The organism is Oleidesulfovibrio sp. (assembly GCF_047973035.1).
Classification (GTDB): domain Bacteria; phylum Desulfobacterota; class Desulfovibrionia; order Desulfovibrionales; family Desulfovibrionaceae; genus Oleidesulfovibrio.
Genome location: NZ_JBKEBF010000015.1, coordinates 12,497 through 29,751 on the forward strand (window position 1 = coordinate 12,497; position 17,255 = coordinate 29,751).

Here is a 17,255-nt window from a genome sequence, read left to right on the forward strand (position 1 = left end):
TACTACCTTGATACAGGCTACAACCGCCCCCGCCGGACAAAAGCGTTTCGAGGCAGAAAAGGAGTTTTTATGGCGCTTATCAGCGTACGCGATGTTTTATTGAATTTATATGGTCCGCAATTGCTGGACGCAGTGACCGTGCAGGTAGAGCAGGGGGAACGGGTTTGCCTTATGGGCCGTAACGGGCAGGGCAAATCGACGTTTCTCAAGCTGCTTGCAAGAGAGATTCAGGCAGACTCCGGTCAGATAATCCGCGGGCAGGGCGTACGCATAGGTTTTCTTGCTCAGGACGTTCCGCAAGGCATTACCGGTGATGTATACACCGTAGCGTGCGGAGGATTGGGCAAAGCAGGAGAAGCGCTTGCAGCCTATCATGAGGCCATGCGTTCATCTTGCAGCGATAGCAGCCAGACAGCCTTAGAGGCGGCTCAGATTGCCATGGATGCAGCCGAAGGCTGGGAGCGGCATGGTGATATTTTGAGCGCACTTAACCATCTGCAACTCGACCCTGATGCCGACTTTGCCCAATTGTCCGGCGGTATGAAGCGCCGCGCCATGCTGGCCCGTGCTCTTGTCAGTGACCCTGACCTGTTGTTGCTGGACGAACCTACCAACCATCTGGATATCAAGTCCATTGCATGGCTTGAAGAATACCTGCTGCGCCGTTCCCGTGCGCTGGTGTTCATTACGCACGACAGATCATTCCTGCGTCGTGTTGCTACCCGTATTATCGAGTTGGACCGCGGTAAGATGGCCGACTGGAGTTGTGATTACGATACGTTCCTTGATCGTAAACAGGCCCAGCTGGAAATCGAAGAAAAAGAATGGGCGAATTTTGACAAGAAACTTGCTCAGGAAGAGGTCTGGATTCGTCAGGGAATCAAAGCCCGCCGTACACGCAATATGGGCCGCGTTCGCGCATTGATTGCTATGCGTGATGAACGCAGAAAGCGCCGCGAACGGCAGGGCTCTGTCAGTATGCAGGTGCAGGAGGCCGAGCGCAGCGGCAAGCTGGTTATTGAAGCGAAGAGTATTTCCTATACATGGCCTGATGCCGTAGCAGCGACTCCGCCTACTATTAAAGATGCCTCAGTTCTTGTGACCCGCGGGGACAAAGTAGGCATTATCGGGCCCAATGGTGCGGGCAAGACAACGTTGCTGCGCCTTTTGTTGGGCGATCTGCAGGCGGATAACGGTACAGTCCGACACGGTACACGACTGGAGGTTGCCTACTTTGACCAGTTGCGTAACGTGCTGGATGATGAAGCAAGCGTGCGGGAAAACGTGGCCGAAGGCAATGACACGCTGGAGATCGGCGGCGTGCGTAAGCATGTGGTCGGCTATCTGAAAGATTTTCTGTTTGAGCCGGACAGAACCATGATGCCTGTAAAGGTGCTTTCCGGCGGAGAGCGCAACAGGCTGCTGCTGGCAAAATTGTTTGCGCGGCCTTCCAACGTTCTGGTCATGGACGAACCCACAAACGACCTTGACCTTGAAACGCTGGAACTGCTTGAAGAATTGCTGGGAGAATATTCCGGTACCGTTCTTATCGTCAGCCACGACAGAGCCTTTTTGAACAATGTGGTCACGTCTACCATTGCTTTTGAAGGTGGAGGCGTGGTGAACGAATATGTCGGCGGCTACGATGACTGGCTGCGTCAGCGCCCTCAACCGGTTGAGGACGATTCTACCAGAAAAGCAGACCCCGAAGCCCGTAGGCAGGCTGCCAAGGAGCGTCAGGCGGGTAAGCCCCGTAAGTTGACCTTTAACGAGCAGCGCGAACTGAAGGCATTGCAGGATGAGCTGGCGGCATTGCCGCAACGGATAGAAGCTCTTGAAGCAGAGCAGGCAGAAGCGGAAAATGTTTTGGCAGACCCCGCATTGTACACAAGCAATCCTGATAAGTTTAATGAACTGACAAGCAGGCTGCCCGACATTGAAGAAGAACAGCTGGAATTGTTGGCGCGCTGGGAAGAGGTGGAAAACCGCATTGCAGAGTTGAACGAACAGGCCGGATAGTTTTTTTCCTGATGCTGTTGTTACGGCGACGGCCTGCCGGTCATGGTAACTGCGTTATGCCAAAAGTATATTTGCTTTTGGTAATATGAGCTTTCGTATCTGCGCTACGAAAATGGGTAATGAAGCCGCACTTGTAAATACGAGTGCGGCTTTTTGTTGACAGGTGCAAAAGACTCGTTTATCAATTTATCAACTTAGCTTGATATAGTGATTTACGGCGTGTGACATTAAATGCAGTGTTCCGGCGGCGTCGACCGGAAGGTAAGAGGTGAAGGGATTACCACACTGCACCTTCTACGGGGAGGAAACCACCTTGAATAAGCCATCCGCAGTGGCACTTTTGCCACTACTATTTTTCCTTGCATTATTTATAGGCACCGGTGCCGTGCTGACCGCCAATGGCACCAATATGGCATTTTACCAGCTCTCGGCAGCTGTCGCCATTCTGCCTGCCATTGCCATCAGCCTGATACTGGGCAAAGTGCGTAACGGTCAGCGTCTGGAAAAGCAGCTTGCCGTGTTTATCGAAGGGGTGGGCGACAGCAACATCATCACCATGTGTATTATCTACCTGCTCGCGGGTGGGTTTGCTTCTGTCGCAACTGCCATCGGCGGCGTCAGCTCTACTGTAAATCTGGGGCTGGACCTTGTACCTGCTTCATTTGTTTTGCCCGGTCTTTTTCTTATCGGCGCATTTGTTTCCACTGCCATGGGTACGTCGATGGGAACCATCGCCGCTATTGCTCCCATTGCAGTCGGCGTTGGCGAGCAGACAACTATCGGTCTGCCGCTTCTTATGGGGGCTGTGCTTGGTGGAGCGATGTTCGGCGACAACCTTTCCATGATTTCTGACACTACCATTGCCGCAACCCGTACTCAGGGTTGCGAAATGAAAGATAAGTTTCGTGTGAACCTGTATATCGCGCTGCCTGCTGCAGTGCTGGCGGTAGTCGCCTTTGCGGTGCTGGGTGCTGATGGCGCGGTAAAGACGGCTGGCGACTATAGCATCCTTAAGGCTCTGCCGTACCTTATCATCCTCGGCATGGCTGTTGCCGGTGTGAACGTGTTCGTGGTGCTTGCTTCAGGTATTGTGTTTACCGGCGCAGTAGGTCTGCTGACTCTGCCCGAGTATTCACTGCTCACGTTCTCGCAGGATATTTTCAACGGCTTTAAGGGCATGCAGGAAATCATGGTTCTTTCCATGCTTATCGGCGGGCTGGGTGAACTTATCCGCACTCAAGGTGGTATCAAGTGGCTGCTGGAACGTATCGATGCTTTGACAAAAGGCTCAAAGAGCAATCCGCAACGTACCGGCGAGCTGAGTATTGCCGGCCTTGTTTCGGTGGCGGACGCCTGTACCGCAAACAACACCGTTGCCATTATTCTTACCGGCGGCCTTGCTAAAGACATTGCAGACAAGAATAACATCGACCCGCGCCGCAGTGCGAGCATTCTGGACATATTCTCCTGTGTATTTCAGGGTATTATGCCTTATGCAGCGCAAGTACTGCTGGCTGGTTCCATCGCGGCCATTTCGCCAGTGGAAGTGGTGGGCAGCAACTATTACTGCTTTATTCTGGCTGGCGTAGGTCTTCTGGCAATTATCTCCGGCAAGCCGAAGCTGAAGCCCTAAACAGGAAATACTCCTGACAAAAAAGAAAAGCCGCTCATTCCGGGCGGCTTTTCTTTTGAAAATTTTTTTAAAAAATGTATGTAAAAATAGCATATTATCTTCTCTCATTAAATTAACTCCAAAAAAAATCAATTTTCCCCCTTTTCAAACACAAAAGGGGGATTATTATCCACTGCAGCCAAGCATCGCAGTGTGATGCGTACAACGTTACTATACGCGATGCCTTCATCAGCGGCGTTACTTATGCCGTTTTTTAACGTGCCTGCTTTGGCATGTACGTGGGTGGATGCATTGCTTCCTATTAGCACTCGCGTAAGGCGACTGCTAAAAATAGGCAAAAAGAGCTAAATAATCTGGAGGTTAGGAAAGTATGAACCTGAAGCCTTTAAGCGATCGTGTGCTGGTTAAGCGCCTTGAGTCTGAAGAAAAGACTGCAGGCGGCCTGTTCATTCCCGACACCGCAAAGGAAAAGCCCTCTCGCGGTGAAGTTGTTGCAGTAGGTCCCGGCAAGGCTGCTGACGACGGTAAAGTAATCCCCATGACCGTCAAAGCCGGCGACGTGGTACTTTTCAACAAGTACGCCGGCACCGAAGTGAAGCTGGATGGCGTTGATCATCTGGTTATGCGCGAAGACGACATTCTCGCAATCATTCAGTAACTGACTTTCCCACAGACTTAGTCCTATCCTTTTCAGGAGGAGATGAAATATGGCTTCCAAGGAAATTATTTTTGATACCAAGGCTCGCGAAAGACTGGCTCGCGGCGTAGACAAACTTGCTAACGCCGTTAAGGTAACCCTCGGCCCCAAAGGCCGTAACGTAGTTATCGAAAAGTCCTTCGGTGCTCCCGTTATCACCAAAGACGGTGTTTCCGTTGCTAAGGAAATCGAACTGGAAGATAAGTTCGAGAACATGGGCGCACAGATGGTTAAGGAAGTTGCTTCCAAGACCTCTGACATCGCCGGTGACGGTACCACCACTGCGACCATTCTGGCTCAGGCCATCTACAAAGAAGGCGTAAAGCTGGTTGCTGCCGGTCGTAACCCCATGGCTATCAAGCGTGGTGTAGACAAGGCTGTTGAAGCTCTGGTGAAAGAACTGGGCAACCTTGCCAAGCCCACCCGTGACCAGAAAGAAATCGCTCAGGTCGGCACCATTTCCGCTAACTCCGATACCACCATCGGCAACATCATTGCCGAAGCCATGAGCAAGGTTGGTAAGGAAGGCGTTATCACCGTTGAAGAAGCCAAAGGCCTCGAAACCACCCTTGACGTTGTTGAAGGTATGCAGTTCGACCGTGGCTACCTGTCTCCCTACTTCGTGACCGATCCTGAAAAGATGGTCTGCGAAATGGACGATCCCCTGATTCTCATCAACGAGAAGAAGGTTTCCAGCATGAAAGACATGCTGCCCGTTCTGGAGCAGGTTGCAAAGATGAACCGTCCCCTCATGATCATCGCTGAAGATGTGGACGGCGAAGCTCTGGCTACTCTGGTAGTTAACAAGCTGCGTGGTACCCTGCAGGTTGTAGCCGTTAAGGCTCCCGGCTTTGGTGAGCGCCGCAAGGCTATGCTGGAAGACATCGCTGTTCTTACCGGCGGCCGCGTGATCTCCGAAGACATGGGCATCAAGCTTGAAAACGCTACCGTTGCCGACCTTGGTAACGCAAAGCGTGTTGTTATCGACAAAGAAAACACCACCATCGTTGACGGTGCCGGTGATGGCGAAGCCATCAAGGCTCGCGTAAAGATGATCCGCGCTCAGGTTGAAGAAACTTCTTCCGACTACGACCGCGAAAAACTGCAGGAACGTCTGGCCAAGATCGTTGGCGGCGTTGCAGTGATCAACGTTGGCGCAGCTACCGAAACCGAAATGAAAGAAAAGAAAGACCGCGTTGAAGACGCTCTGAACGCTACCCGCGCTGCCGTTGAAGAAGGCATCGTGCCTGGCGGCGGCACTGCTCTAGTTCGTTGCTCCAAGGCGCTTGACGATGTTAAGCCCGCCGACGACGACGAAGCTGCAGGCGTGACCATCATCCGCCGCGCTATCGAAGAGCCCCTGCGTCAGATTGCTGCTAACGCCGGTTTTGAAGGCTCCATCATCTGCGAAAAGGTGAAGGAAGGCAAAGACGCTTTCGGTTTCAACGCTGCTTCCGGTGAGTTCGAAGACCTTATCGCTGCCGGTGTTATCGATCCCAAGAAGGTAAGCCGTATTGCTCTGCAGAACGCTGCTTCCGTAGCTTCTCTGCTGCTTACCACCGAGTGCGCAATCGCCGAGAAGCCCAAAGAAGACGCTCCTGCTGCTCCCGCTATGGGCGGCATGGGTGGCATGGGCGGCATGGGCGGCATGTACTAGTCTTACGACTGGTCGCACCAACCGAACCCGTAAGGGCCGGAGCATTTGCTCCGGCCCTTTTTTGTTTGTTGTAATCAGGCTGTGCTGTGTGTGGCGACTGTTTGCAGGTGGCGAGCTGGTATTCTTAAGTTGTTAGCGTAGTTGCGCATGGGTGTGTAATATAAAAAGGACTTGGCATTTGTGCGGGGGATTGGGCTGCATTGTGCGTGATGCTTATTGATGGCAAACGCGGGGAAATGCAGGTACGTTTTTTAGTTCTGTGGTTTTCTGCTATACTATACGGCGCGGTAACATCGCTTGACGAATGAGTAAACGTAAGGGCAGAGAGAAGCAGGGAGAAATTAAGCTATGCACAAAAGAGCACTACTGTTTGATTGGGGCGGCACTCTGATGGAGAATATGCCGTGGTACATGGGAAAAGAACAGGGGTGGTCAGAAGTCCCCGCTACGCCCCATGCAGAAGCAACTGTGCGTTCGCTGGCTCCGTACTGGGTTACCGGACTGGCTTCCAATGCAGGCGAATCTGATGAAGCCGAAGTGCGAGTCTCACTGGATACGATGGGCCTTGGGAATGTGCTTAACCGGATTTATACCTTTCGGCTTGTGGGGCGTCCTAAACCGCAGCCCGGATTCTGGCATTATGTATTGCGTGATCTCGGCCTGCGAGCGGAATCAGTTGTCATGGTAGGTGATGACTACATGGCAGATATCTGGGGGGCAAACCAGTTGGGGATTCGAGGAGTATGGTTCAACAGGCGCACTAATGAACGGCGGGAAGGCAAGCTCTACACTACCATGTTTGATTTTCGTGAGCTGCCGGAGTTGCTGGCAGGGTTGGGTTTTACGGATGTTACCGGCTAGTTACGTAAAGGTGCTTGCGAATGCATTCTACACAGTCTGGTTGGCTGCTTCAGGTGTTGCAACCTTTAGTAAAACAGTTTTCCATTCAGTATCCCTGATGGCTACCGATAGCTGACTGTAGCGCTAGTAAATTTTTGAAATTGCACCGTTGCACCATGTTTCGCTTAGGTTGCGGGGGGAGATTCGTAGAACGTCAGCTAGGTAGCGAAAAGGGTGAAGCCCGCAATGGCTTTTTGTGGTGTTGCCTCTTTTTTAGTTCTTGTGAGTTACGCAGCAGAACTTAAGCAGGCTGTATTTTTCCATAATGAGTATGGATAATCACCATAAGAAGTATTTTGGCTTACATGTTCCTGCCGGTTTGACGAGCGGCTTCAGCTTGTTGATGTATTTTATTATTATCACTCATAACAAGACAAGGGCCGACAGCACCTTCCTGTCGACCCTCTGCCATAGGCGTATGTAAAGCGCTCTTGTACTAGACGATTCTACCGAATGAATGAATGATATTCTTGCGATACGCACGCGAGCGCCAGACAGCTTCTGCACCTTTTTCCGCAATTTCGTCACTCAGGATGGAACGCAAAACACCGCACTGAGCCTCTGTAAGGCGCAGCAAGGCAATATCCCCCAGTAGTTCCAGCGGATCGGAATACGTGTCCGGCATATTGGCCGTGCAGTCGTCATGATAAAGAAAGTACACGATTCCTTGCGCGTTGCTGTTAACTACTTGTTCCAGATAATCCTTCATGATGTTTCTCCTGTTGCAGCCCTTTAAGGCGGCGGGAAGCTCTGCTTCCGGATTTTAGCATGGTTGTTTTTTTGCGTGGGCGTGCAAGTTCCGTAAATCCACCCACCTGCGGCACTGTGTGCCCATATAAAAAGCCTCTCACCGTGGTGAGAGGCTTGGGGGCACATGGTCGAGAAACTGTCCGACCTCATGGCACCGCGGCGTCTCACCGTGGCTGGCATTGGCACCTTTCCCTTCGGGTAGGTTGCCGGACGGTCAACGGGCCAGATCCCTCTCGTCCTCTGCATGAGATGGGGTATGATTCGCAAAGCTCAATAAAAAAGTCAAGCACTAAATCCGGAAAAGCTGATTTTTCAGTTAAACATAGTAGTTGTGCTAAGAAATACGCTTTGGTTTAAAGTGGCACTGTCTGTGGTTGAGTACTCAGTCTGCCTGCCGGCAACAGCTTTAAAATGTTCAAATTTTATGTCAGCCGGTTTGCATCGGGCACGGGTTGCTTGCAGTAGACTTGTTGCTGGGGCTATAACCTGTTGCGCAGGCACAGCAAGCGGTTGTGCCGTTCTGAGTTGTATTTTTTAAGCATAAGGCGTCATCACGCATGAGTATATTTTCTGCAAAGCAACGTATGGGACTGGCTGCGGCCATTATGGCAGCCAGTATTTTTCTTTCACGCTTTATGGGCCTTATCCGCGATAAAGTTATTTCGTACTTTCATGGGGCCACAATTGAATCGGATATTTATTTTGCGTCATTCGTGGTGCCTGATTTTTTAAACTACCTTCTTGCAGGTGGATATTTTTCCATCACGCTTATTCCGCTTCTGGCTGCACGGTTTGAAAAAGATGAACAGGACGGCTGGCGTTTTTTTTCTGCCGTGACAAGCTGGATTACACTTTCTGCGGCGTTGCTTACCGGTGTTGCATGGATTGCAGCACCGCAACTTGCGGTTATTGCCGCTCCCGGATTTGATGCTGCTTCAAGTGCGCGCCTTGCCTACTTTTTACGCATCATTTTGCCGGCACAGGTATTTTTTCTGGCTGGAAGCTGTTTTACCGCAATGCTGTATATGCGGCGACAGTTTGCCGTGCCCGCGCTGACCCCGTTGATTTATAATGCCTGTATTATCGGCGGTGGACTTTTGGGAATCCGCTCCGGTATGGAAGGCTTTTGCTGGGGAGTGCTGGCAGGGGCCGCTTTGGGAAGTTTCGCATTGCCGTTCTGGGCCGTACGTTCCGGCGGGCTTAGGCTTTTTGCCGTGCTGCGCCATAAGGGTGTTCGGACATTTGCTCTGCTGGCATTGCCGCTGATGATAGGTCAGTCTGTTGTTGTGCTGGATGAGCAATTTGTACGTATTTTCGGCTCCATTGCAGGGGAGGGGGCAGTAAGCCTGCTGAACTATGCGCGGCGTATCATGCTTGTTCCGGTAGGTGTGGTTGCGCAGGCGGCCGGAGTAGCCTCTTATCCATTTCTGGCCAGTCTTGCCGCCAGCGGCGATGAGCAGCGTTTTACCGATACGTTGGGTTCCGCGCTGCGTAATACCATGCTGGTTATTATTCCGGTTTCCGTGTGGATGATTGTTGCGGCCGAACCTACCATGCGCCTTATTTTTCAGCAGGGCAGCTTTACCGCTTTGCAGACTGCGGCTTCAGCACCGTTACTGATGGTTATGCTGGCAGCTGTACCCTTGTGGGGCGTGCAACAGGTAGTAGGGCGGGCTTTTTATGCACGTCAGGACACTGTCACACCGGCTGTGGTAGGCACGGTGGCCACTTTGTGCGGCTTGCCCGCTTACTGGCTGCTGGCGAAATATGAGGGTGCTTTTGGCGGCGCTATCGGTGTAGCCATCGCCGGATGTCTGTCTGTTGCGTTGTACACTGTCATTCTTTCTTCGGTCTGGGCCCGAAGGTATGGCGGCGGGGTTTTTAGCACTATGTCTCTATCCGCATTACGGGTGGTGTCTGCCTGTCTGCCTGCCGCCGTTGCTGGCTGGTGGGCTATGGGCGTAGCTTCCGGTTCGTTGCTGGTGCTATTTAAACAGCCGGTACATCCGCTGTGGGATGCTTTTGCAGAACTCGCAGCTAGCGGGCTGGCGTTTGGTATTGTGTTTCTGGTTGCTGCGCATTTTGTCGCACCAGAGGCCAATCGGATGCTGGGTTCAATTGTGAAGAGAATTTTACGACGCTAGTATTCTGTATCCATTGCGTTTTTAAGCGTTGCGGCTGTGGCTGCAGCGCTTTTTGTTTATGTCCTGTGTTTGAAGAGCGAGCGTGTTAATTGTTCGTGGAGTCGCGTAGCTGTATAGTGATACTTGGTTGAGTTTACCTGAAGGGGCCTGAAATGGCCTGAGTTAGCCGGAAGTTGTTTTTGCAATGAGCCTTCTTCTGTGGTGGGAAAATTATCAAAAACGCCTGAAAAAAAGGAACTGTAATGCCTGAACTTACTGCAATGAAAGGATCCTCTTTGCGTGTCGGGGACGCGACGTTGAATTACGTAACGAGCGGTACTGAAAACGGGCCTACTGTTGTAGTGCTACATGGTGGCATGGGCTGCTTAAACGACATTGCGGAATTGGTACGCTGCATTCCTGAAGATATGCGTGTAATCGCCATGGAGTTTAGGGGCCATGGCCGTTCAACTCTCGGATCAGAGCCGCTTTCGTATGCACGTTACCAGCATGATGTCGAAGCTGTTCTTGAGCATCTGGGCGTAGAGCGGTTTTCCGTGGTCGGGTTCAGTGACGGTGGAATTGTCGCTTACAGGCTTGCTGCTGCACATCCTGATTCGGTGAAGAGAATAATAACGCTGGGCGCGCAGTGGAGGCTTTCTCCCGATGACCCGTCGCTTCCTTTACTTCAGTCTTTAGATAGAAATATGTGGCTGGAAATGTTTCCAGACGCACTTGATTTGTACGAAAGCCGGAATCCGGAGCCGGACTTTGATGCTTTGCTGGCTGCCGTGCGGGATTTGTGGACTGATCATGGGCCGTCAGGGTATCCCGCGGAAACGGTGGCGCAGATTACCGCTCCTTTACTGATTATCCGTGGCGATAATGATCCGCTGTTTTCGGTGGAGGAAGCTGTGGCCTTACAGGCAAAAGTAAGCGGTGCGGCTTTATTGAATATACCTTTTGCAGGGCACGAAGTTCATAAAGAGGCGGAGCAGATTGTAGGCATGTACGTATCTCGCTTTCTGGCTCTGCAATCTTAGCCCCTAGCTCCATACAACGGCGGGCACCCCAAAGAGGACGCGTCTGTATGTAAACTATGAGGTGCTGGCAGTTGCATCAGCAACGTGCTATTGGCAATGCTCTTGAACGTCTTTGAATGTAACACTTTTCATTTTATTTTTGCTTTGGAGCACCTGCCATGACGTACACCTTCCCTTTCACCGGTCATACTATGCTGCTGCCGGAAATAGTTCGCGCTGATAATTGCGAATTGTATGATGCTGCCGGAAATCGGTACCTCGACCTTGAAGCTGGCGTATGGTGTACATCTGTCGGGCATGGTCATCCTGCAGTAAAGAAAGCCATAAGCGAACAGATGGAACGGATAGCGCATGTAGGCTTTTGCTACACTTCGCAAGTTGTAGAACGAGCTGCTGCCGAAGTGCTTAACGTGACTGGGCATCCGGATGGGAAGTGCGTTTTTTTATGTTCCGGCAGTGAGGCCATTGAGTACGGCCTGCGGGTTATTCGTGCCCTGTCGGATAAACCGAAGATTTTGACCATGGCGGACTCGTATTTTGGTGCATACGGTGATGCCGCAGGAAAAGAGACAGAGCGTTGGGTCGCATTTGACTGGTTCGGCTGTGAGGGGTGTCCATCAGCGCATTGCGGTGCTGATTGCGCACGCTGGGCTTCCATCCCATTTGAGTCGATCGGGGCTTTTTTGCTGGAACCGGGAAGTTCTTCCGGTATGGTGAGTTTTCCTCCCGCAAAGTTATTAGCTGCCATAGGCCGGCAGATGGTTGCGCAGGATGGTTATGTGATGATTAACGAAGTCACAACGGGAGTGGGGCGCACTGGTGCATGGTTCGGTTTTCAGCATTACGATTTGCAGCCGGATATTGTTGCGCTTGGCAAGGGAATAGGTAATGGCTATCCCGTCAGCGTGACCTCCATGGGTGCGCGGGTTGTGGACAGGTTGGGTGGACGGCCCGTTGCGTATGCCCAGTCTCATCAGAATGATCCGCTAGGCGCTGTTGTTGCCGAAAGCGTAGTAACAACCATTCGGCAGGAAGAATTGCTGGAAAAGGCGCAGCCGCTTTCGACCCTCTTGCTGGAGGGGCTTCGAGCGGTTCAGGCTGAGTCAGGCAAGATTGCAGCGGTGCGGGGGCGTGGGCTTATGGTTGCTGTGGAACTGACTGATGACGGAGACCATGCCGGTGCCGCTGTTCTGCATGAACGTCTTGTCAGGGCAGGGTATATAGTGGCACATCGTCCGGCTTCGCAAGTGCTGCGTATTGATCCGGCTCTGACTATTGCTGCTCAGGATATTGAGCTGTTTCTTGAAGCGTTTTCACGGCTGGTAAAAGAGTTGTAGTCTGGCGGATGCATAGCGGCGTGGCTCCGCATGTGACACTCTTTTGTCTATGAGCCGACTGTGAGTCGGATTTCGGCATGGCGTATGCTTTACGCTGCCACTGCGTGCATTTTTCAGTATAATGCAGTCTGGCTGAGAGCTCTTTTGCGGTAAGGCTACGCAGACCTGTTGAAGTATATTAGCGTAATACTGCTTCCCGTTGCCGGTTTACCGGTCATTTTTTCCGTCTTTTATGACGGTGGATAGAAACATACGATGCAACAACTACTAGAAATAAAAATTGATCCTGAAGATATTCATAAAAGCGGGGCAATACGCCGCGCGGCTTTAAAGAAAGCCGGAATGCCGGACACGCCGGATATTAATGTGACAGTGCGCAGGCGCTCTATTGATGCCCGTTCGCGCAGGCCGCAGTTTACTTTTCAGGTTGTGGTCGGCCCGCAGGAGGCTCTGCCAGAGCCTTCTCTGTTTCGTCCGGTACCGCTGGGCGATAAGCGCGTTGTTGTGGTGGGGGCAGGCCCTGCCGGTTACTATGCGGCATTGACTCTGCTTGAGCATGGCATCCGGCCTGTTGTGCTTGAACGGGGCAAGGACGTGAACGCCCGCCGTAAAGACTTGAAGAAAATTTATACCGAAGGGTTAATTGATCCGCATTCGAACTACTGCTTCGGCGAGGGTGGCGCAGGAACCTATTCGGACGGCAAGCTGTATACCAGAGCAACCAAACGCGGCAACGTGGCACGCGTACTCGATTTACTTGTTGAGCACGGAGCATCGCCCGATATCCGTATTGATGCACACCCTCACTTAGGGTCCAATGTGTTGCCCAGAATCGTAACAGCCATGCGCAACGCCATTGAGGCATGCGGTGGTGAGGTGCGCTTCGGGGCGCATGTGGATGACTTTATATTGGACGATAACCGTATTACCGGCGTGCATCTGGCGGACGGTACCACTGTCAAAGCGGATGCGGTAATTCTGGCTACCGGTCATTCTGCGCGGGATATTTTTCATCTGCTCCATTCCAGAAGTATCCCCATCGAGGCAAAACCGTTTGCTCTTGGTGTACGCATCGAGCACCCCCAAGCGCTTATAGACAAAATTTTTTATCACCACTCACCAAGGCATCCTAACCTGCCAGCTGCAAGCTATCGCATTACAACGCAGGTGGACGGGCGCGGTGTTTTTTCTTTTTGCATGTGTCCGGGCGGCTTTGTTGTGCCTGCCTCCACTGCACCGGGTGAACTTGTGCTGAACGGTATGAGCTTGGCAGCGCGCAATGCACCATTTGCCAATGCGGGACTGGTGGTGGAATTGCGGCTGGAAGACATGTGTAAAACAGGTGATCCGCTTGAAGCCTTGGCTTTTCAGGCTGCGGCGGAAAAAGCCGTGTTCGAGGCAGGTGATGGTGCGACTCAGCGCGCACCGGCCCAGCGTGTGGGCGATTTCATCAAGGGAAGCGTCTCTGCTGATCTGCCCAAAAGTTCCTATATCCCCGGTGTGTACTCTGCCCCTCTGCACGACCTTTTGCCGGAATTTGTAGCCTCACGCTTGCGTAAGGCTTTGCCTGCACTGGGCAAAAAGTACAAGGGGTACGATTCCAATGAAGCTAAAGTGATTGCAGTGGAATCCCGTACCAGCTCTCCTGTGCGTATCATCCGTGACCCGCAGACGTTGGAGCACCCCGCCGTGCAGGGGCTTTTTCCTTGTGGCGAAGGCGCAGGCTACGCGGGTGGGATAGTCTCCGCCGCGATGGATGGTGAAAAGGTGGCAACCGCAGTAGCTGCGGCGTTAAGATAGTCCCTTTTATTCTCCAGTATTCAGGGCGCTATGGCTTTCACCGTAGCGCCCTTTTTTTATTGCAAGGGAAGGCCGTAGCGGGTCTTGTGCAGGCTGAGCAGGCGGGGCCATCATTCAACGTAGCTATAATACCAAGAAACCCCTTGAAAACTATAGCGAACGCAATATTACCTTTTCACCTTAACGTTACTTTTGACCTGATTACCTGCCTTCGTCTTTGTGCTTTGTTTTCTCCTGCTCCTCTTCCAACGCCGCTTCTGTTGCTGCTGCAATTGCTTTGGGCGGCAGGTCTTCTATATTGCGGGAATCCAGTTCGGGAATGTGTACAGATACGCGCTTTGATGCAAAGCGGATACCGCGCTTTTCAAACTCACGACGCAACATGGTAAGAACCTGTTTGCGTATCTGGAACTGCCCTCCGGGAATGGTTTTAAACTTGATACGCATCAGCAAGCCTGTTTCGTCAATTTCACGCACACCCTGAGACTTCACGTCTTCCAGCAGCAGCTTGCCAAGGTTTTCATCTTCACGGATGGCCGCGTTAATGCCTTTCGCAATTTTTTTGATTTCTTTTGGGTCGGTGTCGTGCGTTACGTGAAAGCGTAACTTCATGATGCACCAGTCGCGGCTGAAGTTGGTAAGCGACTTCAGGGATCCATATGGAATGATATGGATGGCTCCGCGCGGGTGGCGCAGTCTGAGTGCCCGTATGGAAATGTGCTCTACATTGCCGCGGTGCGTTCCTGTGTCGACATAGTCTCCGATACGGAAGGCATCATCCAGTAGAAAAAATACGCCGGAAAGAATGTCTTTAACCAGAGTCTGCGAACCGAAGCCGATAGCAAGACCTACAATACCGGCACCAGCCAGCAATGGGCCGATGTCGATGCCAAGCCCGCTGAGGATGATGAACAGTGAAGTTGTGCATATGGTGATGAGCAGCAGCTTGCGTAACAGTGTAAGCAGGGTGGCCTTGCGTGAGCCGCCCGCTCCGCCGCCATCGTCGTTGTGCGCGGCTCCGTCGCCGTGTTCGTCTTTCAGCTTACGGTCAATGACTGAGCGGAAATACTCCCAGCACAGGAAGCCCAGCGTCATGGTAATGAAGATGCTGAATACAGCCTTTGTAAACTTCATCCCGACCGGCAGTTCAATACCCCACACATGAAGCAGGAAGAATACCAGTGACAGCACCAGCATTACGCGCAGCAGTTTGTGTGCGGTGCGTAGGTGGCGTTGCGCCTCGGTAGCGTTTTCTGCTGTCTGCTCCGGTACATCGGCAGCGGCATCATGCTCTGTTTTTTGCTCTTCGGTTGCCACCTCAGGCGATGTAAGAACAGCTGATTGCAGTCCAAGCGGCTCTGCAGGGGCAGAAGGCTCTTCCTCACGGTTTGATTCCGGCATGTTTTGCAATGCGGTTTCAGGTGCGGCGGGCTTACTGCCCAATGTCATACCTGCAATGCTGTCCAGCAAAGTGGCTACAGGCAGTGCTATAAAGCTGAGCAGGATGGCATTTTGCTGGTTTGGCGAAAGGTTGATGTACGAGATTATGCGTAACACGCTGAGTACCACCACATAAAAACCAGCCAACCAGTGCCAGTTTGCGGCGATTGCAAGCTCCGGATTGCCTGTTGCGTGATAGATATGTTCACGCACAGGACCACGGTAGTAAAAGATCAGGTACAGAATGCCGCTGACAGAGAAACACAGCACAATGCTTAGTAACAGAGAGGCCAGTTGCTTAGGCAGGCCGTTGGCAGCCAGCAGCATGACGGCGGTGTCTGTAATTACAGTGAAGGTGAAAATCGCATACAGCCACTTTTTTATGTGCGCAGCGGCCGCGTCGCCCATGGGAAAAAGCCTGAGGTGTCCCGCATGGGGGATAAGGAGCAGCCGGATAATTAGCAGAAAGAGCCTTAACCGTAAGACCGGCACCATAAAAAATGAAACGGTAAAACGCACGGGAACCAGCGTGCTGCCTGCAACGGCGGCCGCAGGCACAGCAACCAGTGCAAACGTGATGATTCCTGCAAAGCCGACCATAAACAGACCGGACGCTTTGGCAATTTTTCCGAACCGGCTTTCATTGTCTCCTCGGAGCAGTTTTCGGCGTAAACCATGCAGTACTTTCAGGGCGGCCAGTTCTGCCAGCCAGGCAACACCGAATACACATATAGTCAGAAATATAATGAGGGGCAGACTTACCGGCGTCTCTTGCGTTTCATTGCCAGAACTTACGGGTGATTCTGACTTTCCAGTTTGATGAGCTGCTGTCGTGTGCGGTAATGAAGTGGCAGGGGCAACAGATGGGGGGGCAGACAGAATGCTACCTTCTGTTGAAGGATTTTTTTCTGTACGGGTTTGCAGATTCCACAATGCCCCATTAATGTATTCAGCCAGTTGTGGCCACATGCCGACGGCAATGGCTCCATTTCGAACGGTTTCGTCTGCAAGGTCTGAAAAATTATTGATGACCTTGGTGAGCTTTTCTTCAAATGAAGGTTTGGGCTCCGGTTGCGCTGCCAGTGTACTTTCTGCAGCCTCAGTTGTTTCAGATGGTTGTTCGCCGGATTTTTTAAGCATAGATGCTGCCATCATGGCAGAAGACGCCCGGGCTGCGTCATGTGCTCCAGAAATATGGGTAAATGGTAGATACAGCACTATAAAAAAGGCTGCCATAGGCAGAAGCAGGAAGCGGGCGGGAGAGTGGAGATAAGCCATAAATCTGGTGGAAGACGTAAGGGTATTGTCCATAAGCTTGCATCAATCCAACGTAAAATGTGTATACTGTAGCTCTATGTATCACATTTTGTGGTAACTAATCCATTTTATAATTAAAACAAAAAGGGCACTATTTGGTGCCCCTTTTTAGCGTACAAGTTGACTATTGCTCCAGTCCGCCGGAACCGGAGCTGAACATGGTGCCTGATTCGGACTCCATTTCCAGTGTGGACAACTTTTCATCCAGCCAGTCGTAAATGGCTCGTGCTGTTTCGTAATTCAGCAGTACTTTTGAATGAATGTGGCGCACTACGGTTTTGTCTTCCGTCTCCGCGGGAACCATCTCATGGCCGATTGCACCGTCATGAGAAACAACACGCTCGGACCATTCAGGAATTTTGTCGCTTTCGGAATAGAAATTCATTTCAATCTCGCCGTGGGGATTGATTCCGCCCCAGACGCCGTGCGCGTATTCCAGTCGTGCTTCTTTGTCCTGCTTATATTCATAGCGTATTTTAATGGGGAAACGGGAATCCTGAGTCATGTTGACGCTCCTTGGAGTGAAAATATGTAAACGG

At 51.8% G+C, this 17,255-nt stretch carries 12 protein-coding genes and 1 riboswitch; of the genes, 9 read left to right on the forward strand and 3 right to left on the reverse strand.

Translation table 11 applies throughout. The features are described from left to right. Positions 1–69: 69 nt before the first annotated feature. The 5 genes from ACK5LI_RS04265 to ACK5LI_RS04285 all read left to right on the forward strand — a co-directional run bounded on the left by ACK5LI_RS04265 (position 70) and on the right by ACK5LI_RS04285 (position 6,867). Positions 70–2,019 (forward strand): ATP-binding cassette domain-containing protein, encoded by a 1,950-nt coding sequence (locus ACK5LI_RS04265; RefSeq protein WP_416946564.1) that lies wholly within the window; start codon positions 70–72, stop codon positions 2,017–2,019. A 268-nt stretch (positions 2,020–2,287) separates the two neighbouring features. After that, positions 2,288–3,652 (forward strand): Na+/H+ antiporter NhaC family protein, encoded by a 1,365-nt coding sequence (locus ACK5LI_RS04270; protein ID WP_416946566.1) that lies wholly within the window; start codon positions 2,288–2,290, stop codon positions 3,650–3,652. 370 nt (positions 3,653–4,022) lie between these two features. After that, entirely contained in the window at positions 4,023–4,310 is a 288-nt protein-coding gene (groES, locus tag ACK5LI_RS04275; RefSeq protein WP_416946568.1) for a co-chaperone GroES, read from the forward strand. A 49-nt stretch (positions 4,311–4,359) separates the two neighbouring features. Next, positions 4,360–6,006: a chaperonin GroEL gene (gene groL / locus ACK5LI_RS04280; RefSeq protein WP_416946570.1), complete on the forward strand. Its 1,647-nt coding sequence runs from the start codon at positions 4,360–4,362 to the stop codon at positions 6,004–6,006. A gap of 348 nt (positions 6,007–6,354) precedes the next feature. Continuing rightward, positions 6,355–6,867, forward strand: a complete 513-nt coding sequence (locus ACK5LI_RS04285) for an HAD family hydrolase (RefSeq protein ID WP_416946572.1) — start codon at positions 6,355–6,357, stop codon at positions 6,865–6,867. Positions 6,868–7,342: 475 nt separating this feature from the next. Here ACK5LI_RS04285 and ACK5LI_RS04290 read toward each other — a convergent pair whose 3' ends face one another. Then, positions 7,343–7,615, reverse strand: a complete 273-nt coding sequence (locus ACK5LI_RS04290) for a hypothetical protein (RefSeq protein WP_416946574.1) — start codon at positions 7,613–7,615, stop codon at positions 7,343–7,345. Between the two features lie 184 nt (positions 7,616–7,799). Continuing rightward, a riboswitch (SAM riboswitch) is annotated at positions 7,800–7,907 on the reverse strand. Between the two features lie 306 nt (positions 7,908–8,213). Between ACK5LI_RS04290 and murJ the strand changes: the two genes are divergently transcribed. The 4 genes from murJ (at position 8,214) to ACK5LI_RS04310 (ending at position 13,959) form a co-directional block, all read left to right on the forward strand. Then, complete coding sequence (murJ, locus tag ACK5LI_RS04295) at positions 8,214–9,800, forward strand: murein biosynthesis integral membrane protein MurJ (RefSeq protein WP_416946576.1); 1,587 nt, start codon at positions 8,214–8,216, stop codon at positions 9,798–9,800. 242 nt (positions 9,801–10,042) lie between these two features. Then, positions 10,043–10,822, forward strand: coding sequence for an alpha/beta fold hydrolase (locus ACK5LI_RS04300; protein WP_416946578.1), 780 nt, complete (start codon positions 10,043–10,045; stop codon positions 10,820–10,822). A 158-nt stretch (positions 10,823–10,980) separates the two neighbouring features. Further along, positions 10,981–12,159, forward strand: coding sequence for an aspartate aminotransferase family protein (locus tag ACK5LI_RS04305; protein WP_416946581.1), 1,179 nt, complete (start codon positions 10,981–10,983; stop codon positions 12,157–12,159). 255 nt (positions 12,160–12,414) lie between these two features. After that, positions 12,415–13,959, forward strand: a complete 1,545-nt coding sequence (locus ACK5LI_RS04310) for an NAD(P)/FAD-dependent oxidoreductase (RefSeq protein ID WP_416946583.1) — start codon at positions 12,415–12,417, stop codon at positions 13,957–13,959. Between the two features lie 201 nt (positions 13,960–14,160). Here the strand turns inward: ACK5LI_RS04310 and ACK5LI_RS04315 are convergent, their stop codons facing one another. Together ACK5LI_RS04315 and ACK5LI_RS04320 are read right to left on the reverse strand one after the other, a co-directional pair. Next, positions 14,161–16,710 (reverse strand): mechanosensitive ion channel domain-containing protein, encoded by a 2,550-nt coding sequence (locus ACK5LI_RS04315; RefSeq protein ID WP_416946585.1) that lies wholly within the window; start codon positions 16,708–16,710, stop codon positions 14,161–14,163. A gap of 130 nt (positions 16,711–16,840) precedes the next feature. Next, positions 16,841–17,221: a hypothetical protein gene (locus ACK5LI_RS04320; RefSeq protein ID WP_416946587.1), complete on the reverse strand. Its 381-nt coding sequence runs from the start codon at positions 17,219–17,221 to the stop codon at positions 16,841–16,843. Between the last annotated feature and the right edge of the window lie 34 nt (positions 17,222–17,255).